General features: G+C 58.4%; 17 protein-coding genes and 2 pseudogenes. 11 read left to right on the forward strand and 8 right to left on the reverse strand.

From position 1 onward, the window contains the following. Nucleotides 1-359 (reverse strand): annotated as a pseudogene (locus tag M3N55_RS15375) (hypothetical protein); the annotation flags it as partial. A gap of 500 nt (nucleotides 360-859) precedes the next feature. On the opposite strand from M3N55_RS15375, the gene M3N55_RS15380 reads away from it, so the two are divergent. The 7 genes from M3N55_RS15380 to M3N55_RS15410 all read left to right on the forward strand — a co-directional run bounded on the left by M3N55_RS15380 (nucleotide 860) and on the right by M3N55_RS15410 (nucleotide 6059). Then, on the forward strand, nucleotides 860-2107 hold the full coding sequence (locus M3N55_RS15380) for a tyrosine-type recombinase/integrase (RefSeq protein ID WP_249060730.1): 1248 nt from the start codon (nucleotides 860-862) through the stop codon (nucleotides 2105-2107). Continuing rightward, nucleotides 2095-2790: a hypothetical protein gene (locus M3N55_RS15385; RefSeq protein WP_249060732.1), complete on the forward strand. Its 696-nt coding sequence runs from the start codon at nucleotides 2095-2097 to the stop codon at nucleotides 2788-2790. Before M3N55_RS15380 ends, M3N55_RS15385 begins: the two co-directional genes overlap by 13 nt. Nucleotides 2791-2874: 84 nt before the next feature. After that, the gene (locus tag M3N55_RS15390; protein ID WP_249060736.1) at nucleotides 2875-3111 is read left to right on the forward strand and encodes a helix-turn-helix transcriptional regulator; all 237 of its coding nucleotides are present in this window, start codon (nucleotides 2875-2877) and stop codon (nucleotides 3109-3111) included. A 136-nt stretch (nucleotides 3112-3247) separates the two neighbouring features. Beyond that, nucleotides 3248-3634 (forward strand): hypothetical protein, encoded by a 387-nt coding sequence (locus tag M3N55_RS15395; protein ID WP_249060737.1) that lies wholly within the window; start codon nucleotides 3248-3250, stop codon nucleotides 3632-3634. Beyond that, nucleotides 3634-4911: a virulence-associated E family protein gene (locus M3N55_RS15400; protein WP_249060738.1), complete on the forward strand. Its 1278-nt coding sequence runs from the start codon at nucleotides 3634-3636 to the stop codon at nucleotides 4909-4911. The genes M3N55_RS15395 and M3N55_RS15400 overlap by 1 nt, the downstream gene beginning before the upstream one ends. Before the next feature lie 74 nt (nucleotides 4912-4985). Continuing rightward, nucleotides 4986-5519, forward strand: coding sequence for a hypothetical protein (locus M3N55_RS15405; protein WP_249060739.1), 534 nt, complete (start codon nucleotides 4986-4988; stop codon nucleotides 5517-5519). A gap of 54 nt (nucleotides 5520-5573) precedes the next feature. Then, nucleotides 5574-6059: a hypothetical protein gene (locus M3N55_RS15410; RefSeq protein ID WP_249060740.1), complete on the forward strand. Its 486-nt coding sequence runs from the start codon at nucleotides 5574-5576 to the stop codon at nucleotides 6057-6059. A gap of 86 nt (nucleotides 6060-6145) precedes the next feature. Here the strand turns inward: M3N55_RS15410 and M3N55_RS15415 are convergent, their stop codons facing one another. The 4 genes from M3N55_RS15415 to M3N55_RS15425 all read right to left on the reverse strand — a co-directional run bounded on the left by M3N55_RS15415 (nucleotide 6146) and on the right by M3N55_RS15425 (nucleotide 10109). Continuing rightward, nucleotides 6146-6583, reverse strand: coding sequence for a hypothetical protein (locus M3N55_RS15415; RefSeq protein ID WP_249060741.1), 438 nt, complete (start codon nucleotides 6581-6583; stop codon nucleotides 6146-6148). 10 nt (nucleotides 6584-6593) lie between these two features. Further along, nucleotides 6594-7007 carry a hypothetical protein gene (locus M3N55_RS15420; RefSeq protein ID WP_249060742.1) on the reverse strand — a complete coding sequence of 138 codons (414 nt, stop codon included), beginning with the start codon at nucleotides 7005-7007 and terminating at the stop codon, nucleotides 6594-6596. Nucleotides 7008-7021: 14 nt separating this feature from the next. Further along, nucleotides 7022-7939, reverse strand: coding sequence for a relaxase/mobilization nuclease domain-containing protein (locus tag M3N55_RS16880; protein WP_428982680.1), 918 nt, complete (start codon nucleotides 7937-7939; stop codon nucleotides 7022-7024). Nucleotides 7940-9260: 1321 nt separating this feature from the next. Then, nucleotides 9261-10109: a hypothetical protein gene (locus tag M3N55_RS15425; protein WP_249060743.1), complete on the reverse strand. Its 849-nt coding sequence runs from the start codon at nucleotides 10107-10109 to the stop codon at nucleotides 9261-9263. Nucleotides 10110-10333: 224 nt separating this feature from the next. On the opposite strand from M3N55_RS15425, the gene M3N55_RS15430 reads away from it, so the two are divergent. The 3 genes and pseudogenes from M3N55_RS15430 to M3N55_RS15440 all read left to right on the forward strand — a co-directional run. Continuing rightward, nucleotides 10334-10510, forward strand: a complete 177-nt coding sequence (locus M3N55_RS15430) for a hypothetical protein (RefSeq protein WP_249060744.1) — start codon at nucleotides 10334-10336, stop codon at nucleotides 10508-10510. Nucleotides 10511-10667: 157 nt separating this feature from the next. Beyond that, nucleotides 10668-12242: a hypothetical protein gene (locus tag M3N55_RS15435; protein ID WP_249060746.1), complete on the forward strand. Its 1575-nt coding sequence runs from the start codon at nucleotides 10668-10670 to the stop codon at nucleotides 12240-12242. A 351-nt stretch (nucleotides 12243-12593) separates the two neighbouring features. Continuing rightward, nucleotides 12594-12737 (forward strand): annotated as a pseudogene (locus M3N55_RS15440) (helix-turn-helix domain-containing protein); the annotation flags it as partial. Nucleotides 12738-12788: 51 nt separating this feature from the next. Here the strand turns inward: M3N55_RS15440 and M3N55_RS15445 are convergent. After that, on the reverse strand, nucleotides 12789-13535 hold the full coding sequence (locus tag M3N55_RS15445) for a peptidoglycan-binding domain-containing protein (protein WP_249060747.1): 747 nt from the start codon (nucleotides 13533-13535) through the stop codon (nucleotides 12789-12791). Between the two features lie 73 nt (nucleotides 13536-13608). Here M3N55_RS15445 and M3N55_RS15450 point away from each other — a divergent pair, with 73 nt between their 5' ends. Further along, the gene (locus tag M3N55_RS15450) at nucleotides 13609-13887 is read left to right on the forward strand and encodes a hypothetical protein (protein ID WP_249060749.1); all 279 of its coding nucleotides are present in this window, start codon (nucleotides 13609-13611) and stop codon (nucleotides 13885-13887) included. Between the two features lie 104 nt (nucleotides 13888-13991). Here the strand turns inward: M3N55_RS15450 and M3N55_RS15455 are convergent, their stop codons facing one another. Next, complete coding sequence (locus M3N55_RS15455) at nucleotides 13992-16787, reverse strand: BPTD_3080 family restriction endonuclease (protein ID WP_249060751.1); 2796 nt, start codon at nucleotides 16785-16787, stop codon at nucleotides 13992-13994. A 3-nt stretch (nucleotides 16788-16790) separates the two neighbouring features. Then, nucleotides 16791-19979: a site-specific DNA-methyltransferase gene (locus M3N55_RS15460; RefSeq protein ID WP_249060752.1), complete on the reverse strand. Its 3189-nt coding sequence runs from the start codon at nucleotides 19977-19979 to the stop codon at nucleotides 16791-16793. Nucleotides 19980-20014 lie beyond the last annotated feature (35 nt).

The following is a 20014-nucleotide window of genomic DNA, read 5'->3' on the forward strand; positions in this document are numbered from 1 at the left end:
TCGACGGCACGGAGCACCGCCTGTTCATCATGGTGCAACACCAAAGACAGGATATCGACCATCTCACGGTCCCCGCCGGGCTGGCGCAGCATCTTCGCCTGAAGCTTTCGGAAAGGTTCGGGCATCTCGAGGAAGGGCGCGCCATTCCGCAGAGCCCCGGGCTTGCGCTGAAGCGAGCCATTGTCCGCCATTGGTCCGAGGACAATGGCGAGCGCGAGATAATGGCGCCAGTCGTAGACAAAGCGTCCGGGTTTACGGTGTGATCGGTCGATAACGCGCTCATGCGTGCAAACCACATGGCCCTCTGCCACAACCACCTGCAGCGCTGGGCAAGTGGTCAATCCATTTGCTCGCGAGCTATCCCGACAGAAAGGGCGCAGAGCGGGCCGAATCAAGTTTCAAGGCCGAACCCGGAAAACTTCGAAGCCTTGGTGGGGAGTTTTTCGAAGGCGAATTGGTCGATGCTGAAATCGCGTTTGCTCGCGTGCCGGGTGTAGCAAGGTTCTCAAGGAGTAGATGAATACCATTCTGCAAAGCTGCTCACCGCCGCCGAGGGATCATTTAGAACGCAATCGGCTCACCTTATCCTACGGACCTCTCAGAAACCACAGACCCCACATGGGAACAAACATGGGGCCATAGATCTAAACTTTAAAATTTGAAAGTAATTTCAATAACTTAAAACAGGTTATGGCGGAGAGACAGGCCGCCATGAGTTGGTAACACTGAGCGCCATAAGTCACTTTAAGGGTTTTCAAAACAGTATCTTACGCGGATTAGTGTAACATTGGGTTGCACTCAGTATCATAACATATCATGTTCTTATGGTGGGTAGATAGACACGTAAGGTTAAATTGCGATGCCGCGTATAGCGAAAGAATTGTCCGCCATAGCTGTGCGGAACCTGAGCCACCCGGGCGGCGTGGGTAACGTGGCCTATGCGGTTGGCGGGGTCACCGGCCTTTATCTCCAGATCACACCAAAAGGGGCGCGTTCCTGGCTTCTCCGCTACGTCGCCCAGGGGGCACGCCGTAGCATGGGCTTCGGTCCGTTCCCGGAGGTCTCCCTGGCCCGAGCACGAGAGAAAGCGCGCGATGCCCGCGAGCTGATCCGGTCGGGCGGCGACCCTCTGGGTGAGAAGCGGGCCGCCCAAGAGGCGCGCCGCTCGCAAGTCACCTTCACCGACGCGGCGGAGGAGACCATCAAGACGAAAGCGAGCGAGTTCCGGAACGAAAAGCACAAGAAGCAATGGCGCTCCACCCTCGAAACTTACGCCGCCCCGACCTTGGGCGACATGCCGGTCGCCGATATCACCGTCGACGACATAAAGCGGGTGCTTGAACCGATCTGGACCACAAAAACAGAGACCGCGACCCGGCTGAGGGGCCGGATCGAAGCCGTCTTGGCATGGGCGACGGTTCACGGCCACCGGACCGGTGACAATCCCGCCCGCTGGAAGGGTAATCTCGACGCGGTGCTACCGAAACCGAAGAAAGGATCTGCTGTGGAACATCACCCGGCCCTTAAAATCGAAGAAGCGGCGACTTGGTTCGCGGACCTGAAAAAGCGAAAGGGGTTCGCCAGTCGAGCGCTGGAATTCGCCGCTCTTACCGCCGCCCGGTCCGGTGAGGTGCGCGAAGCGACTTGGGACGAGCTCGACCTTACGGCTGGCGTCTGGACGATTCCTGCGGGACGCATGAAAGCGGTGAGGGAGCATCGGGTGCCGCTCAGTGTGGCCGCGAAGGCGCTTCTGGAGGGGATGGACCGCATGGGCGACAGCCCGTTCGTTTTTCCGGCTGCGCGCGGCGGTGCGCTCTCGGACATGGCGCTCAGCGCGTGCATGAAGAGGATCAACGAAGCGCGCAAGGGTGGCTATCTTGATGCCCGGTCCAAGCGGCCCGCCGTACCCCACGGTCTGCGCAGCACGTTCCGGGACTGGGCGGCAGAGCGGACAGAATACCCCGCCGAGATGGCGGAGATGGCGCTCGCGCATCAGGTCGGCTCGGCAGTCGAACGCGCATATCGGCGGTCAGACATGATGGATAAGCGCCGGCAGATGATGGAAGACTGGGCTGGATTTCTGGGGGCCACCACATGCCAGAAATGATCTCACCCGCGAACCAGGAGGTAATCGCGCGTGAGCTCGCAGCGTGCGACGTATCTTCGGAAGATATTCAATGGGCCATTTCGAAGCTGGATAGGGCGGCGGCGCGGTTTTCTCGAACCACTCAGAAGGGCGGAATGAAGAAGCGCAGTCCAAAGACCTTGACCAAGCAGATCAACAAGGTTGAGAACCTGACCGGCAAAGCCCGCGCGCAAGCCATCAAAGACGCGGAAGAAATGGGGCTAGATTCCGAGGCTCTCAACCTTCTGGGGACCGACAAGCAGGTTCAGAGTCTCAGGGAGTACGCGCATAATCTTGAGGTCTTGGATCGACTGAACCCCGAGCACTTTAGTCCTCTGGCAAACAAGGACTTTCGGGAGGCGCGAACCCTCATGTTCTGGTGCATCGGTGTTTGGAGCGTCACTGCTGGACTGGTCCGGTTTTCCAATAATGACAGGGAAGACTGCGGTCCGATGGGCCGTTTTCTCACGGCGGCCTCAACTGACGCCTACATTGCACGCGGCCACGAAGTCCCATCGCCCAACGCCCTTCGGTTAAAGGCAAAACGGCTGGATTCTGCACTCGGCGCGGCCGCCTTCGTTTGGAATGATTTCTTTGAGATGCTCGAACGTGAAGATATGGCGGACGACGAGCTCGATCCCTTCGAAGACCTCTTCTATCCTTAGCCAAAAAAATAACGGCGCAGTCTATTGACCATCCTGACGCCCAAAAAGCTCTGGGTTACCCCTTCCATACACAGGAGGTAACCCATGACCAAGCAACCGAACAATCTGACCGACAAGCCTCAGATCACGGGCACGATCTGGGTCAATGCCGACGAGATCGCTGCCCGGTTCCGCGTGAGCCGCAATACGATCTGGCGTTGGGCACGCTCCCCCGAAAACGAATTTCCGGACCCGGTCCGGCTGACCCCGCGTGTCACGCGCTGGCGGCTCGCCGACATCGAGCAGTTCGAACAGATACGTTCTGAGGCACTCGCCGCATGAACGTAAAGAACCCCGGCTGAGGGCCGGGGTTCTGGAGCCGTCGGGGTGCGACCCGACAAACTGAAACGGTCCGGGAACCGCCCTTTTTCCATAATATTTATGGCGGAAAAAACCCGGACAGTCAATGGAGACTGTCTTGGCACATTCTTTTTCGAAACTGATCACCCGGCGTCATCTGGGGGCCACGAGGGTCCTCGGGTATGCCCTCACCCTCTCTGACGAAGCCGGATGGGAAGGAGCGTCTGCTGTCTGGCAGGCCCGCCTCGCACCTGATGAGTGCGCGGCACTGTCGTGGGCCGCGCTGCGCAGCCTCAGCCCTGATGACGCGGTCGTGGTCGCCGAAACGGTGTTGGGCGGTGCCGGTGCACCCCTGCCTCCGTTCCTCGACCCGATGGACGATGCGCTCTGGTGGGCGGCCTGTGCCGGGCCGAGCGAGCTGGAAGCCTATGCCCTGAGCACATTCCGGGCCCTGTCGCCCAGCAAGCGCCGCGATTTTGTCGAATTCGCTCAGGAGGCAGCGTAATGGCTAACGTTTTCAAAGTCCTGTCCTCCCAGATCGAGCAGCAGGAGGAGTCGGTCCCCGAGGAAAAGAAGGTGCAGGAGCAGGCGGATCGTGCCGCCCTCGACTTCATCTTGGATAACAAGGGAAACCCGAAACACAACGTCGCAAACGCGATCATGCTGCTGACGCATGATCCCGCTTTCCAGGGCATTTTCTCTTATAACGCCCTCTCCCATGAGCGGATCTTGAACAAGCCTGTGCCGGGAGAGAAGGGAGTGGCCTTCCCTCGCCCCCTTGAGGACCACGATTACACCTCGGTGCAGGTGTATCTCAATCATTCCGGGTTCCCGAACATCGCCAAATGCGACGTGCTTGCCGCCGTTCGCAAGGTGTGTCGGGATAATTCGTTCGATCCGCTACGCGATTATCTTTGTCGCGTGAAGTGGGACGGGAAAGATCGTCTGGGGACTGTGCTGTCGACTTACTTCTCCGCTGAACACAGCGAGTACGTATCCACTGCAGGCCGTATGTGGTTTATCTCAGGGGCTGCAAGGGGTCTCCAGCCGGGCTGCAAAGCTGACTACATGCTGGTCCTCGAAGGCCCGCAAGGGCTGAAGAAATCAACCGCGCTCGCAACTCTCGCTGGGGCGGAGTGGTTTTCTGACTGCTTGACCGACATGTTTTCCAAGGACGCCTCGATGCAGTTGAACGGACACTGGATCGTCGAGATCGCGGAGATGGAAGCGATGACCCGTAGGCCGGAAATGGCCAAGGTGTTCCTGACGAGGCAGGTCGAAAAGTATCGGCCCCCTTTCGAAAGGGAAAATGTTCAAGTCCCCCGGCGGTGCATCTTTGCCGGTACCACCAACCGCAAAGATTGGCAGCCGGACGAAACCGGTGGGCGCAGGTTCTGGCCGGTAAAGGTTGGAAAGATTGATCTGGAAGGCCTCGCACGGGACCGGGATCAGCTCTGGGCGGAAGCCGTGGCCCGGTATCGGCGGGGAGAGAAGTGGTACATGGAGGGCGAAGTGGAACAGATCGCCCTCAAGGAGGCCAGCGCGCGCCGTCCCGAAGACCCCTGGCGGTCCGACATTGCGGACATCGTTGAGGGCCTGACCGAAGTCACCACGAAAGCGATCCTGGGGGAAATGGGAATCGCGCCCGCTGACATGACCCCCGCCCTGAGCAAGCGGGTCGCAAAGGAGCTGGTCTCTCTGGGCTGGGAGAACGGCGGCCGGATCACTTCTGGTGAATACAAGGGTGCTGCACGGTACGTGCCCTCGGCTCCGACCTGCTGACCCCGTCTCCGTCCCCGGCCTTAGCCGGGGGCGGACCGACCCTGAACTGACACCCCATGAAAAGGATACTCAACATGACGCCCGAAGAACGCAAAAACCCCACCCCTGAGGAGGACTTCGCCGCCTTTCTCGCTGACCTGGAGGAGATCGCCGCCCATGCCGCACAACAAGGAGACAAGCGGATGAATTTTGAGAACTATCGGCCCGCGCCCGGAGTCGCCCCCGGCTTTTACCATTTCCCCGAGAGGGCGATGAAGAAGCTTTTCCTTCCGGAACTGCTCCAGAGGGATTTTGAAGCCCCGGAACCGTTCGCGCACCCCGATGATCGGGGCGGCTACTTCGTGATGCTGAAACCTGAACTGAAGCTGAGCCGTCATACAGGGGATCGGCCCAACGCACCTCTGGTCCGTTTGTTCGAGCTGGGCGACGGCGGATTTGTCAACCTGTCAGTTACGCCCGACGCCCTGCTCGGCGAATGTGTTGAGGCGTTCGTATATGCGGAATACGGGCGCGCTTGTGAGGATTGGCTGGAACTTTTCATCAGCGCTTCCAAAGCCGAGCGGCTTCACAGGACGAAACAGGAAAAGCTCCTCCAGCGCAAGCTGTAGCGGCCACTGATCAGCAAGCCGTCAACTTTGAGCTTATTCAAGAAAGGAAAGTAGATGAAGATCACTATTGATTACAAAAACGAAATCGCATGCGCTGAACGGGTATTCGATATTGGTGCGATTGCTATCGGCATGGCTGAGATCGCGCATGAAGCCGTCGAGAAAGTCGCGAAATGCTTCATCGGCGACTGGGCTCGGATTTCTCTTAATATGTCTACTTGTGAGCTGAGTGTTTGCTGCCCTAGAGAATATCCGCCGCAGGACAATCAAATCTGCCTCTCTTACCCTGTCGCCAAGCGTGATCTGGTAACCGCGATTGCAGGTTTGATCATCATCGAGATGATGGAGCATGGCATTGCCAGCGAATTTTTCGGCATTAAGCATCGATCGTCCAAGCAGATCGTGTCTGCGATCCATGAAGCGGTCGCGAGGCCCAACGACGCACCGAATGACGATCTCGCGATGTGTGTTAACCTCCTTGTCAAACGCACCCATAAAATCTTGATCTCTTATGATCAGCCCGAAGACATCCCGTACTGAATGGGCACCAGGCTATCACCGTTGCGAAAATGGGTAGCCTATCCTGTATAGGCTGATGAGCTGGGCCTTTGGGCCCGGTTTCGTTATTAGGCCCAGGGATCAAGGACAGGCAAATCAGAAGCGCCTCGGGGAGCCACACCCGTATCAAAAGGGTCTTTCACCACCGCACCTCGCACGATATCATCTTCTCGCCGCGCCTTCCCCGGCTTGGTTGTCGCTGCTGACCACCGCGCGATGTCCTGAAGCCCCGACGTCGTTTCGCTATCATCAGCAAGATAGTCGAGGCGGGCGTCTTCCGGAGGGACCGGGTAGGTTTCCGCTAACCGGCGGATCAGTCCTCGCGCCGCTTCGCCCAGGGCCCCGCCTGCCGCAACACGCTGCGCCTCGGGACGGGTCAGAGTGGCCCCAAAACCGTCGCACCAGCGCAACCACGACCCGGCACGGCGACAGGCGAGTTCGTCGAGTGGGTCCTGCGCGGTCTCGGCTGCGCTGAGCAAGCGCGCGATGGCCTCTGCGTTCTTCATCTGTTACCTCTCAGCTAATCTGGATCAACAAGAAGATGATCGGCCCAGCAGCGCCGATCAGCGCCCCGGCCAGTCCGGCCAGCGCGGCGGTCATGCGCGCCTCCCGCGCGACACGCTCCGCCCGGACTACCGGCTCGGTTAGCGCGTCCCGGACCCGCCGGATCATAGCGTCGATGTCGGTCTCAAGCCGGACGGCGATCCCGTCGCGTTCGCGGCGGGCGATTGCAAGCGCGGTCCGGTCGTAGCTGGTCGCGGCTTTTTCCAGCGCGGCGGTGGCATCTGCCAGGCTGACCCGGACCACCTCCTGCGCCGCAATCATATCCGAGGCATGTTCGATAAATCGGCGCAGATCATCGCCGGTTTCAGGGTCAACCTCGGAACTGGCGCGCGGTTCGGTCGATGTGGGTTTGCGGATGCGGGCCATTGGGACCTCCTTCTTCAGAGACGCGGCAGGCCGGGCAGCCGTGGTCCTGACCGGCGGGGCCGGAGAGTCGGCGGAAGGCCACCGGTCAGCATAGGCCTCAAGGCCGCCGCCAGCACGTATTCAGCACTCAAGGGCGCGCGGCGCGGCCCCTTGGCCCGACTTTGCGCAAGTACTGCCAGCGCCCGTTTGCGGGTTTCCGGGTCGCGCCCCAAGCGTTTCCGTAAGTTGGTCAGGGTTGCCGCCCGATCCACTTTTCCAGCCGCCACTCGCTCGCCGCCGGGGCCGATAAGAAGGGCTCCCGACCCACGCCCCTTCCGGACAACCTCAAACCGCCACCCGGCGCTCCGGACACCTTGATGGAGTTCCGCCCAACTTCCGGCGGTCAATAGGGACCTGCGGACCCGGTCGGGCACCTCATGCTGCCTTGGGTCCCGCGACGTACGATGTCCCGTCATGCGCTGCCCTGTGGCTGGCGATGGCGCGTGCCGCCCGAGGACCGGGGCCCAGCCTCTCTCGGTTTCGATTTCTCGAAGGGCCGCTTCTACCCGCGAATAACTCTGGCTGTCCGACACCGCCTTCCCGTTCGGGCCGACTCTGTTCGCCATGACATGCACATGGGGATGGTCTGTGTCGTCATGCGCCACGAGGACCGCTTGGTGCCCCTTCAGGCCAAGCGCTCTGAGGACCCGCCGCGCGTCATCACGCATCTGGTCAGTGGTGACAATTTCGCCCGCCGCGTAGCTGATCGAAATGTGAAGAACTGGTTTTTGGCTCCTATAGGACGTGGCGGCGGCGATGGTCATTTCGTTCGCTGCGGCCACCGGGCTGTCAGATGCCAGATTATCAAGCGCCAAGACCCGCCCCCGTCCGCCCTTGGTCAGGTAGCGCGCAAGGCCGCCGAAGGTATCGCCCTTTCTCAGCTTACCGATCATCGCTGGGCCCTCCGCCGTGAAGGGTTCGCTGGCCGACGGCGGGGCGCGCGCGGCGAGACCGACCGGGCGAAGAGCGCAGCGAACAGACCGGTCAGGATTGTCGTTACAGCGGCGATGCTCCGGACCGTGGTGGTGTGACGTCTCATGTTCGATCTCCTGTCAGTTGTTCAGCGATGGCGAGAAGACGCTCTCGCGCGGCTGTCACCTTCCGGATTTCAGCCTGTGAGAGGGTCTGCGAACTGTTCGCAACACGTGCGAGTTGGTTCAGGAGCGCCCCGCACCGGTTCAGCGCGGCTACGGCCTCGACAGTCACGCCGGATGCTTTCGGCCTGGGTGGTCTCTGGGTCACGAGAAATGTGCGCGCGAAGCCGGACAAGGGCATTGAGACGCTGGCGGCCATTTCGACGACGTGGTTCCATTCGTGGTCATCGAGGTAAATTTTCAACACATTTTGCCGCATCGTCTGTTCTCTTGGACCCGTCCCTCTGGAGCCGCAGGCGACTATCGGAGCCCTACTGGGCGACCCTCGCGCCTTGCGCGGTTTTCGGCCCTAATTCAGGCCCGAAAACATTGCTTGCTGCCTCTCACGTCTTATATGGGGTATTATGATACCGTTTTCAAGATTTACGTCCCGAAGGGCCCCTGCAAATCAGGGGTCCGGACCCGTGGCCTGGACCCGGTCATCCCTCGCGTTCAGGAACCGAGCGAGGATGCAAATCTGGTTCCAGACCGGGATGCCGCTGAGACTGGGCGTGACAGATGACCCGGCGTTTTGTGTAGGCGACGGCCTGCTCTCCGACGCCGCTTTCGACGGTAGAGTGGTTTGGATACATGAGCGCATTTTCGAGGGACCGGACTGGGAAGCGAGGGCTCGTTGGCTGTTGAGGCACGAAATCCTTCACGCCAAGCTCGCGGTGGCTCGGTCGGCAACGCGGTCCTGGCGGGAAAAACGCAGGCTCAAGGTACTGGATGCCGCCGCCACTGATGCGCTCCGGCTTGCGCGATCGACTGCGTCACTACGCGAATTATCTGATCTGCTAACCGCCTATCGGGACAGCGGTCTCGATGCGACGGAGGAAGCTCTGGTCCGGTACGTCCAGCTGCTCGACGCTGATGAAGAAGCTCCTGTCACGCCCGAACTCCTACACGCCCGGAAGGTCTTGAACAGACCTTGGGGTTGGTCCCCGTTCTTGTTACTCAGGACCGCGCTGTGGCTTCCAGTTTGCTGCTGGACGATGAGGTCACGATCCTCAAGTGCGGCCTATGAACGCAATCAGATAGCCAAAACAGCGCTCTATTTCGTACATCAGGTTTCGTGAGGTCACTGGGGCGGGTTCGCCCAGTAGAACATGTTGACCGTCAGCGGGTCCGCCGGGTCGCTCTCGAAGGCGGTCGGGAACCCGACGGCGCGCGCGTTACGACGCAGATCATCAGCCGATCGTCCCGTCTGCGCAGTGTTCACCTCCGCCACACGGGGGAGGTTAGGGCAGTGCTCCGCGAAGGCGGCCGCGTATGCCGACTGGACCCAGCCTATATTCGTGGACCAGCTCCCGTCATCCCACCCATAAACCGCGATACGACCGGTGCGCCCGTCGCCCACCATCGGCCAACCGTAGTTGCGGCGCAGGTTCGGGCGACGGGTGCGCTCCGTCTCCGGATCCCAATACAGCACGCCGGACAGGCCGAAGACCGCTTTGTTGACGTAACGGTCCAAACTGTACTCCGCATAGGACCCGCCCCCCTGCGCCAGACAGTAATGGCTGACCCCGTCAGGTGCGTGGTAGATCACGCTCCAATACTCCGGGTAGAGGAACATCGAATACACAAAATACCGACCGGTGATGACTGAGCCGATCGTTGCGCTGTCCATGTTGGAGAGGGGGCTCAATCCGTTCCGCCCGTTCTGCCAGGTCCAGGTCTCATCATGGAAATCATTCGGGTTCCCGTTAAAGTCCCGGCCAAGGCGGTTAAACACCTCCAGGGCGGATGCGGCGTAGCGATCATGCGCCTGAGTCATCCCGCTCGGGCGTGGCCCGTTCCAGGGCTCCTGGGCGGTGGCCGCGCCGCCCATAAGAAGCGCGGAGAGGACGGCGAGAGAGCGGGCGGTTACGAACAGTGCGCAGAAGTCGCATCTCGCAATTGCAGAGCTAAACGTCGAAGCCATTTTCATGAAGCACCATCAACGACTTAGGAATATCACTGATACTGCCATGCCTTGTCATTCAATCAAGTTCTTTGCTGAGTGCAGGTGTGGATCATTCGTTTTATGGGATTATCTCTAGAGAGAGGATCATCCCTTTGAGCACGGTCCCACAAGATGTGGTAACCTGGGATTGTGTCTAGCGAAATGTTTCTACATGCCTACATGCTGCACACTTGTCATCAGGTCGCCGCATGTCACGCCAAGAGTTCGAGGCGCTGTTTCTCGATGACGCCGCCTGCGCGGAACACCTCGCCAAGAAGCGCTGGCCCGAAGGGATGCCGCTCAGACCGGGCGTGACAGACCACCCGGCGTTTCGTGCGGGCGATGAATTGATCTGTGACGCCGCTTACGTCGACGGGGTAATCTAGCTACATGAGAGGGTGCTTGCCGGACCAGACTGGGAGGTCCGGGCCGATTGGTTTCTGAGGGGCGACATCCTGCACGCGAAAATTGCGGTGGCTCGGTTGGCACCACGGTCCTAGCTGGAGAAACGTGGGCTGAAAATCATGGACCACGCGGGGCGCGATGCGCTCCACCTTATTCACTCGCTCCGCTTCGCTCGCTAAGCTGTCTATTCTTTTAGCCACCTATCGTAAGGTGGGGCTCGATGAAGTGAAGGGCATCATCCAGAACCCATTACGTCCAAAAGCGCTTCTCCTGTTGCGCAACGGCAGGCGCCGCTTGGGACGAAAAACGCTTGTCCAGAAGCTAGATTCATGTAATTTCGGCGTCAATATGCATGCCACTTGGCGAATTTCGGTTAGCATGAAACTTTACAAAGTGAGAAAAATGCTCAGGATGCGTCTATCCATGCTCGCCACAGCAGTCATACTTGGGACTCTGGGCGCGGCTCATGCCGATGGATACGTAACCACAGAAAATACTGGTGTACCGCGTACGCTGCAGGCTGGAGATCGAATTCTTGTCAATTTAGATATTGATCCAAGGACTGATTATATAGGTGTAGGTACCGTATCTGCAATTGTTAATGAAGACGGAACATTATCAAATGCATATATTACCAAAAGTCTTCCAGGATCTAATTATGAAATTGCTTCATACTTGGAGGGAGGTACTGTTACCGTTGATGGTTTACCTGTTTACGCGACGCTAGGTGCGCAACTCTACAAAGGCTTTACTGACCCTCTGACGGTTCTTTCAGAACAAATGAATCTTATCTCACAACTTGAGCCACAATCATACACTGAATCTGATGGTACAGTAAATGCTTGGCCAGAATTCGGTGGGTTAACAATAGAAACATCAAATTTAAGCGTTCCGGGATATAGCCCAACCGGAAAAGTGCTTGGGTCAGAATTTGGCGGGGTAGGTCAGGCTTTATCTGGCGGCTTACCTATTTTTTTCTCACCAATCGTTGTTGGGGTTGTGACGACTCTAACTGATTTGTCAGCATTTTATGGTTCTACGGAAGCACCTAGTGAAAATTACAATGCATACGATAATAGTGTTTTGGAACAAGTACTTAATCAGGTCGAAGACGTGCAGATCAACATGCTCAATGCCGCTGAAAACCTCGCCAATCTTGACGGTTCGATCAACGTGCTCGAGTCGACAAATGTTGACGAATTGCTCGCAGAGTTCACAGGAGACGTCCTCTTTGTCAATGGCATAGACGGTGAGGGTACTTTGGCTGGCCTTCTGAAAAGCGTTTCCCAGATCGTGGACGGCACTATCGCGATCGACTTCTTTGGCCCGGCCGAAACCGTGAACGCGCTTCAAACGAACATCACCAACCTGACCACTACGGTCATCGGCGCTCTAAACACCGGTGTGATCGGTCAGAAAAGCGGCATCGAGGCAAACACGCTCGACCTGGTTAATCTGGAGCTCGAGTCTGTAACACAAAACACTGGGTCGCTGGCGAACTCAGCGCAGTACGTCGAGCCGGGTGACCTACAGCTGGCAAACGTCGCCACCAACATGGCGACGCTCGTCGACGGCAGCGTGAACGTCGACCAGCTGATGCCGAATACGGACATCGTTTCGACTACCCTCATCGGGGCTCTGAACACGAGCAACATCGCTGCGGAGGTGAACCAAAACGCATCGAACCTTACACACGCGCTCGTGGGCCGGTAAGACTGCCTTCTGTCGGAGTTCGGTAAGATGGATTCAACTCTATGTACTGGACACCCAAGCTTAACACTTAAGGTCACCTCGATTTTTGACAGATTTCTGGGCCACGCATCGCTTCTAATGGCGTGATTCAAGCTGGAGGCCGCCATATGTCAGCCCGATATGCCCTGACGTTCGCGGCACTGAGTGCGGGTTTCGGTAAGTCGTGGACACGCATTTCAGTAAGTTGCGGACAGCGATTTCGGTAAGTTCCGGGCGGTTGGACGGTTGGTCATTGCCAGCGATGTCGCGGCACTCTGTCGGTCTTGGATGAGACCGGAGGGACGCATGGCACGACGCAAGTAAGCGAGGCGAATGACCGTTCAAGACATACGAACTATTTTACGGCTGACACATGAGCAGGGTCTCTCAGTGCGAAAGATCGGGCTTCGGCTCAAACTGAGCAAAACGACGGTGGCAACCTACCTTTTACGGGCGCGAGAGGCCGGGTTGAACTGGATAGCTTTCGATGTAGAGCTTCGCATTTTCGTTCTTCCGCCTTTTAGATCATTAGATTTTGTCACATGAATAAATCCCGAGCGGGCTAATCATCACCATGCCAGCTTTCTGGACTTCAACTAACGCGGCTTCTTGGCCATCTCGGAGTCGAACATGAAAAGCCGTATCCCGCCCGCCGATACTGTTGACCTCGCTATAGTCTACCGTCAGCCCCATTTCAGGAAGGGAGATGCTTTCGGCGCTTAACCGGACCGGCATCTCGGACTCATCGGAATGCTCGACGCAGCGCCAATTTCCGACGAACGGGTATTCTGGCCCTTCAGGGGGTGAGGGCGTGACAGCGACGGGTGGAGGTGCGGGGGCCTGGGGCTCCGCGCTACTTACAGTTAGAACCCGTCGGAACGCGGACATGATCGTGTCCGGCGTGGCCATGTCGAGAACTTCGATGATCTCCGCCCCTTGAGATTGAAGCGCCGCGATGATTGCGTTTGACGTCCCAGGACCGAAGAGGCCGTCTATCGCTCCGGAGTAATGCTCGGCCTCTGCCAGAGCTGTTTGCAGTTCGCGGCGCTCAGTTTCTGGAAGCTGCTGGAACTGTTGGCGGACCCGGGAGTAGTCGTAAGGAAACCCGGCGTCTATTTCAGGTGTAGGTGAGCTATTACAATAATAGGGGTTGGTCTCAGGCTCCCAACAAATGCCTGCGGCCACAGACTCCGCGTACAGCTCATCTGCAAGCTCACACGAACCCGGAACTTCACGGTATATACAGTCTTCGGTAGCAGCGGCGACCTTCGACATAAGACGCATGTGCTCGGAGCTCAGCTCAGCCTGAACAGGATTACCATAAGCCAGAAGTGTGAGGAAAGGTACTGTGACATATATCAGCTTAGGCATCGGCAACCGAGAATTATGTGATCTTCCGATTTTCAGCTTTGGCGATTACGGCCTGCAATGCGAACGCGAAAAAGAATATCGCGTGTATCTTTTGATGCTCAAAAGCTCATCGACCCATCTACAACGGACTCACGCGTCGATATCCAGCTTTGGTAGGTCGCGGACGATCCGCGTCGCCTTCAACAGAGACCACGCGGCGGAACAGGTCGGGCGGATAACGCGGGTCTTCCACGGCCTAACAGGCGTGATTGATTGAGCTATTCACGATCACGCTGACCTTTTCTTGTTCTGTTGCTTCCGCTGCGGCTACTAGTATGGTCGTCAATTCAAACGAGATGCTGGACAGCCTTCATTCTTTTATCACCCACCGCCTGATCTAAGAGAGGAAAACCGGTCCAAGATGTCCTGCACGTCAGCAGGGCGGAACGCGACATCCCACGCCCATTGCCCGAACCCTCCAGCCGCGTTTACGGCCTTCACCCATTCGTTCAGTGCGTGGCGCTTTGCCTCGTTCTGCTGGCTGTCGGACCCCTTAATCTCCAAGACCAGAGTCACGCCACTTTTGAAGCGGATCAGGAAGTCTGGTACGTATCGCCGCCGTGACCCTGCCCACATGTAGTAAATCTGAAATCCGAGGTGATCATTTTTGGCATAGGCGTCCACGTCGTTGCGATCGTCAAGGATGTTCGCGGCATAGCCTTCCCAAGATGAATCTCCGACCATGTGACTGATATGTGATCGGATGGTCGGAAAGCACGGCTTGGTCGTGTACCAGGTGCGCATGTGACCGGTTGCGCCAATCGGGTTTTCTTCATCATAGACGGGCGTCAAGCGCTCCGTGTTCTGTTCAGTGACGTTGTGGAGTATGTGACGAACCACAAGGTCGATATTCAAGGCGATGAGTATTCGACGCCGCAGCGGGTCGGAGTGGAACAGGGACGGTATTTCCAGCCGATCCGAGGTTAGGAATGTCTCGACGATCCTGACTAGCTGCGATGCCAGATAATCGTTGGTCCCGGTAAACCCATAGCTGAGTTCTGCGAAGGCTTTCCGGGCTGCTCGGAATACCAGGCGTTGAAGGCGAAACCCGTCGGGAAGCTTTTCAAGGTCGATCTCAGTCACCTTGCCCATATCCGTCGCGCCGCCGAGGGCGGGCGCAAGCTCGGCACTGATCGGGGTGCTGGCCGGATCTAGAACAAGGGGCTCGACCTGGTTCCAATCCATGGTCAACTCTGATCGAACAACTGTTTCGATCCGCAACACGTTCGGCCATTTAAGTTCGAGATGAGACCGCTCGGGCAGGACCTCGATCTGTGTCGTGGGCTTCGGCGGTGGGGGCGGGTCCCCACCTTCGCCGGTTTCCGAGATGGACAGGGGCACGCCGAAGACGTTCACGTACTCCGGCAGAAATAACCCGTCCTGGTCCCGGTCATAGGACACGCGGCGTAGCCCGCGCCCCACAACCTGCTCACAGAGCAGCTGAGAGGTGAAGGCGCGCAGGCCCATGATATGGGTCACGTTCTTCGCGTCCCAGCCTTCGGAAAGCATCGCCACGGAAATCACGTTCTGAAGGTCCTGACCAGCTTGGCCGCGCTTGCCGACATTGTCGATGATCTCGCGAAGCAGCTCTTCCTTCTTCAGCGCGACCAATTGCCGCTTGCGGGTCTCCGGGATATCAGACGCCTCGATGATGTCGTTCAGGCGTTGATCGTATTCCTTGTTAGGGGATGCCGCATCGCCAACCTCGGCCTTTTCGAGCACCTTGGAATCGACGCGCAACGTCTTGTTCGGGGCCTGCAATTCCGGCCAGTGGGCGTCGCCCTGGTTGAAGTAATGCTCGATCCGGGCGGCGGTTTCCGTTCGGTTACACACGGTCAGCATGACCGGCGGGGAATGGTGCCCCGCCTTTTTCCAATCATTGACGGTTGCGCGCCAGTCAGCCCCGAGAAGGGTGTAAGCATCCTGAACCAGCTTGGGCAGGGCTTCATGGGGCTCGGCTTTGCTGCGGTTCAAGTCATCAGATACGGAGGGGTCTCGATAGATGTGATACAGCTTCGATTGGAGCGTGGTGGCGTCTGGCAGCGCATCATCGCGGACCACGACGCGCGGGGTTTTGACCAGCCCGGCTTCGATCGCGTCGTTGAGCCCGAAGTCAGAGATGATCCAGTCGAAAAGCGCCGATTCAGTGCTCTTCTTACCGGTGGGCGCAAACGGCGTTGCTGACAGGTCGAAACAGCGTTGGATGCGGCGGGTCTTGTGGATACGGTCTAGCCCTTCGATCCAACGCGTCGCCTCGTCCAGGTCAATACCCTGATCTGCCGCCTGCTTTTTCGAAATCTTCAGCTCTGGCGGCTTACGGTAAGCGTGGTGGGCTTCGTCATTGATGACGATGATGTCCTTATGGGCCGCCAGTTTCCCGAGCACACGGCGGGTGAAAGCCTCGTCGGACTCCTTGCCCTTCTTGACAACGGACCGGTCCTGTTCCTTCAGCGGCATCAGCGTGTGCCAGTTCTCGATCAGCACTTCGGCCTGATTGAGCTTCTGGCGCATGGACTCGGACGGGCAGAGATTGAACTCGTCATAATAGCTGCCCTCGCTCGGCATCAGCACCTGCAACCGGCCCTTCACGGTCAGGCCAGGCGCAACAATAAACACCGCGCGGCTGAACTCTTTGTTGCGCTTCGGGTAGGTCAGCGCGTTGAGCACCTGCCAGGTGATGATCATCGCCATGACGGTCGTCTTGCCCGCTCCGGTGGCCATCTTGTTGCACAGCCGTTCCCACGCGCCGCCATCGCCGGGAATGTGAATGCCCTGCTTGTAGGCCTCCGCGCCCTCGACCCACCAGATCAGCGTCTCGATGGCCTCCAGCTGGCAGAAATAGAACGGGTGCTGGCGCGCGGTCTCGTCGTGCCAGTGCTCTAGGAGCTTGCGTGTGACGATGGTGATACCAGGGTAGCCCGCTTCGCGCCATTGATCCACACGGGTACGGATCGTGTTGACCATGTCCAGCACTTCGGTGCGCTTCGTGTTGTTGCGCGCGTCGAACACCTCGTAGCTCGCAGGCCGCCGTTCCGGCTTGATCTCCAGCTTGCCGCCTTTGCCTTCGACCCAATGCTGCGCGGGCCGCTCCCATGGGCGATTGATGATGAGGGACATGGATCAGCCCTCCAGCGGAACGATTTTGAGGGACTCAATGCCTCGGTCATCCACGATCTTCACCGCCACGCGCTTGTTGTCGCCCGCCTCAAACGGTAGCGACACGGTACCGTGGAACTGCTCCAGCAGGTCCTCGTCCAACTCCGCCCGGATCGTTTTCTTCAGCCGGTTCCAACCGCCCTTGGCGTCAGCCATGGGGAAGAACACCTGATGCGGCATCAGGGACCGCTGATCGTAATCCGTGTCCAGCGACCACATGGCGATCTGCTTGGTGCCGCCGCCCTCGATCTCGCCGGTCTTGGGGTTGAAGTAATCAAAGCCATGCACCTCGACCTCCCAGAACCCGTCGTCGCGCTTGCGCAGCTCAACCTCGGGCTGACCCATGAGCCAAAAGGACTGGTTCGAGGAGCGCGCCTTTTTCAAATCCTGGGTCAGCAGGTCCGTGTTCATCTGCACCTTTAGGAAGGTCATGCCGGGCACGTTCATCTCGTCGATGTCCTTGGCGGCCTCGGGGTCAAAGGTGAAGGCGCAGAACAGGAGGAACTTCGGCTTGGGCATCAGCGTGTACGCTTCGTTCATCGCCTCTTCGACCTGGCGCTGCTCAAGTGCTGCGTGTTCCGGCCCGAAACTGACCACCACACGCTCGCCGGTATCCGCGACCGATCCGCTGGCATGCAGGAAGCGGGTGCCTGGCAGCGTCTCGAACTCGGCAAAGGTCATCATGTTGCCGCCCTTGCCGCGCACGCCGGTTTTGAGCAGCTCATCGCGCCAGAGCGATTGGCGCGAGGTCTCACCGGAGCGGGCGACGGTGCTGTCGGCCTCTTCCGCTGGCAGGGTTTCGTCCAATGACAACACGGTCGGCGCGGGCACCGCCTCGACACTGAAGGGGCCGCTGATGCGCAGTTTGTTCGGGTCCTTGCGGGGCTTGTCGTAGAGCGTTTCCTGGTCGGCGTGATCGGCGATGGATTGGTCCATGCGGCGCTGCATGGCTTGGCGGGCCTTGTGGAAGGCTTCGAACGGGGCCTTCGCGGCCTCTGGCCAGAACGGCTTGCGATCTTTGTCGAGGGGCCAGTCAAAGGGCACCTCCCATTCCTTCAGCACGTCGCCATCGCGGAACGACACCTGTTTGCCCTTGCGATAGCCTTGGGTGGGCTTGATCGGCAGCGGGGGCGCGGATGTGAGCGCTGCGTTCAGATCGTCCAGCGCCGCCGCGATCTTGGGGTGATCCTCGTCATGGATCGTGTCGATGTCGGGGTTGTTGGCGATGGACTTCAGCGTGATATGCGGCACGGTTTCGTAATCAAAGCCACCCGACAGCCCCTCATGCGGATAGCGCAGGGCGTAATAGTCGAAACTGGCGGTCATCAGACGCTGCTTGGCCAGCGTGATCGCCACGCGCGAGGTGTCGCAGGTGATCCAGCGCCGCCCCCATTTCTCGGCGACAAAGGCGGTGGTGCCGGAGCCACAGGTGGGATCGAGCACCAGATCACCGGGATCGGTCGTCATCAGGAGGCAGCGTTCGATGACTTTTACCGATGTCTCAACAACATATTGCTTGTCGGATGCGAATCCAGCGATGCCTGTGTCGGTCCAACTGCTATTGATTGGAAATACTGGGAAGTCGTCGAAGTAACGCTTGTAACGGATGTTCTTCCCAACATTTACTAAACGTCCACACAGCGATAGACGGGACAAACCGCTTTCATCGCTTTTGAAAGTTCCTTTGCCGGGGGTCGCAGTCACCCCCATGTGAAGAAACTCTTGCAGGTCGCCATCACCAGCAGGCCGTGAACTGGTAAGGTCGCCAGTGGTAAGTGACCTTTCACCATCCTTTGAAGGATACCCTCTTAGAATTTGTCCTTTCGTGTCCTCATAGGACGTGTAACCGGAGGCCCCCTGACCACCGATTTCTTTCATGTTGTAGATTTGCCTGTATTTCATTTGGTCACGGTCTTTTGCGAACCAAATCAAATAGTCGGAGATGCTGGACAAAGTCCCAGAAGTTGCGCTGCTGGTTTTGGCAAAAGTAATCAAACTAATGAAATTTTGCTCTCCAAAAACCTCGGACAATAGCTCTGTGACATGATGCAAATTTTCATCCGAAATCTGCACGAACACCGACCCGCTCTCGGTCAGAAGTTCCCGCGCCAACATCAGCCGGTCACGCAGATAGGTGAGGTAGGAATGGATGCCCAGTTCCCAGGTGTCGCGGAACGCCTTGATCATCTCGGGCTCTTGCGTCAGGTCGGCATCTGACCGGTCCTTCACGTCGCGTTTGTTGGTGAAGGGCTGAAAGTTCGACCCGTATTTGATGCCATAGGGCGGGTCGATGTAGATCATCTGCACCTTGCCGCCCATGCTTTCCTTGGTCAGGAGTGAGTTCATCACCAGCAGGCTGTCCCCCGCCACCAGCCGGTTCGACCAGCCCTTTTCGTGGTGATAGAAATCCAGCGCCTGGCGCAGCGGCAGATTCTCAAACGGCGCAGCAAACAGGTCCGCCTGCCGCCACTGCGCGCTTGCGTCCTGCCCTTTCAGCCGCTTCGCCGCATTGGCCAGGATCGTCGCTGGGTCCACCCGTTCATGAACGTGGAGCGAGACGGTATCGACTTCGAACGAGGTCTTCTCTGCCTTGCCCGTCCAGTTCAGGTAAGGGGCCTGCAAGCGTTTGAGTTCTTGCAGCGCGTCCTTCATCCGCACCGGGTCGTCACTGGCCAGCGCATCGTCGATCAGCGTTTCAATCGCCCCGCGCGCTGAATCGAAGTTCAGGACCGGATCGAGATGGGGGTCGTATTTCCAACGGGTTTTGTCCCCGTCGGGGTCTGTGTCCGCATGGACCATCCCGACTTCGGGGTTGTTTACTCGTGTGGCGTCGTGGCGATACGACAGAACCTCGGTCGGGTCATCCGACTTACGACTTAATTTTTTGCGAGGAGCGGCGGTGGCTTTGGCTTCTGACAGCACGGGCGCGGTCAGTTCCAGATCGATGATATCGGCGCGATAGATCGAGCCGCCGCGCCCCTTGCCCCTACCTAGGACGCCCTCCTCGATCAGAGCATTCTTTGCTTCGGTATAGGCTTCATCCGTCAGCGTCGGGATGTGATCCCGCAGTCGCGCTATAATCGTTCCGTTGCCGACGGAGGAGCCGTCTTCTGGAATCAGGGAAAGGATCAGGTCCTGAAGCTGCACCGACATGTTACCTCCCAAGCGTCCGCGATCGCGGAAAAAAC

This window comes from Roseinatronobacter domitianus, assembly GCF_023336755.1.
Taxonomy (GTDB): Bacteria; Pseudomonadota; Alphaproteobacteria; order Rhodobacterales; family Rhodobacteraceae; genus Roseinatronobacter; species Roseinatronobacter domitianus.

Bases quoted from the DNA above. Each gene is read 5' to 3' on its own strand.
- M3N55_RS15380 (WP_249060730.1), top strand. From the start codon at position 860: ATGCCGCGTATAGCGAAAGAATTGTCCGCCATAGCTGTGCGGAACCTG.
- M3N55_RS15385 (WP_249060732.1), top strand. From the start codon at position 2,095: ATGCCAGAAATGATCTCACCCGCGAACCAGGAGGTAATCGCGCGTGAG.
- M3N55_RS15390 (WP_249060736.1), top strand. From the start codon at position 2,875: ATGACCAAGCAACCGAACAATCTGACCGACAAGCCTCAGATCACGGGC.
- M3N55_RS15400 (WP_249060738.1), top strand. From the start codon at position 3,634: ATGGCTAACGTTTTCAAAGTCCTGTCCTCCCAGATCGAGCAGCAGGAG.
- M3N55_RS15405 (WP_249060739.1), top strand. From the start codon at position 4,986: ATGACGCCCGAAGAACGCAAAAACCCCACCCCTGAGGAGGACTTCGCC.
- M3N55_RS15410 (WP_249060740.1), top strand. From the start codon at position 5,574: ATGAAGATCACTATTGATTACAAAAACGAAATCGCATGCGCTGAACGG.
- M3N55_RS15415 (WP_249060741.1), bottom strand. From the start codon at position 6,583: ATGAAGAACGCAGAGGCCATCGCGCGCTTGCTCAGCGCAGCCGAGACC.
- M3N55_RS15420 (WP_249060742.1), bottom strand. From the start codon at position 7,007: ATGGCCCGCATCCGCAAACCCACATCGACCGAACCGCGCGCCAGTTCC.
- M3N55_RS16880 (WP_428982680.1), bottom strand. From the start codon at position 7,939: ATGATCGGTAAGCTGAGAAAGGGCGATACCTTCGGCGGCCTTGCGCGC.
- M3N55_RS15425 (WP_249060743.1), bottom strand. From the start codon at position 10,109: ATGAAAATGGCTTCGACGTTTAGCTCTGCAATTGCGAGATGCGACTTC.
- M3N55_RS15430 (WP_249060744.1), top strand. From the start codon at position 10,334: ATGTCACGCCAAGAGTTCGAGGCGCTGTTTCTCGATGACGCCGCCTGC.
- M3N55_RS15435 (WP_249060746.1), top strand. From the start codon at position 10,668: ATGCGCTCCACCTTATTCACTCGCTCCGCTTCGCTCGCTAAGCTGTCT.
- M3N55_RS15445 (WP_249060747.1), bottom strand. From the start codon at position 13,535: ATGTCGAAGGTCGCCGCTGCTACCGAAGACTGTATATACCGTGAAGTT.
- M3N55_RS15455 (WP_249060751.1), bottom strand. From the start codon at position 16,787: ATGTCCCTCATCATCAATCGCCCATGGGAGCGGCCCGCGCAGCATTGG.
- M3N55_RS15460 (WP_249060752.1), bottom strand. From the start codon at position 19,979: ATGTCGGTGCAGCTTCAGGACCTGATCCTTTCCCTGATTCCAGAAGAC.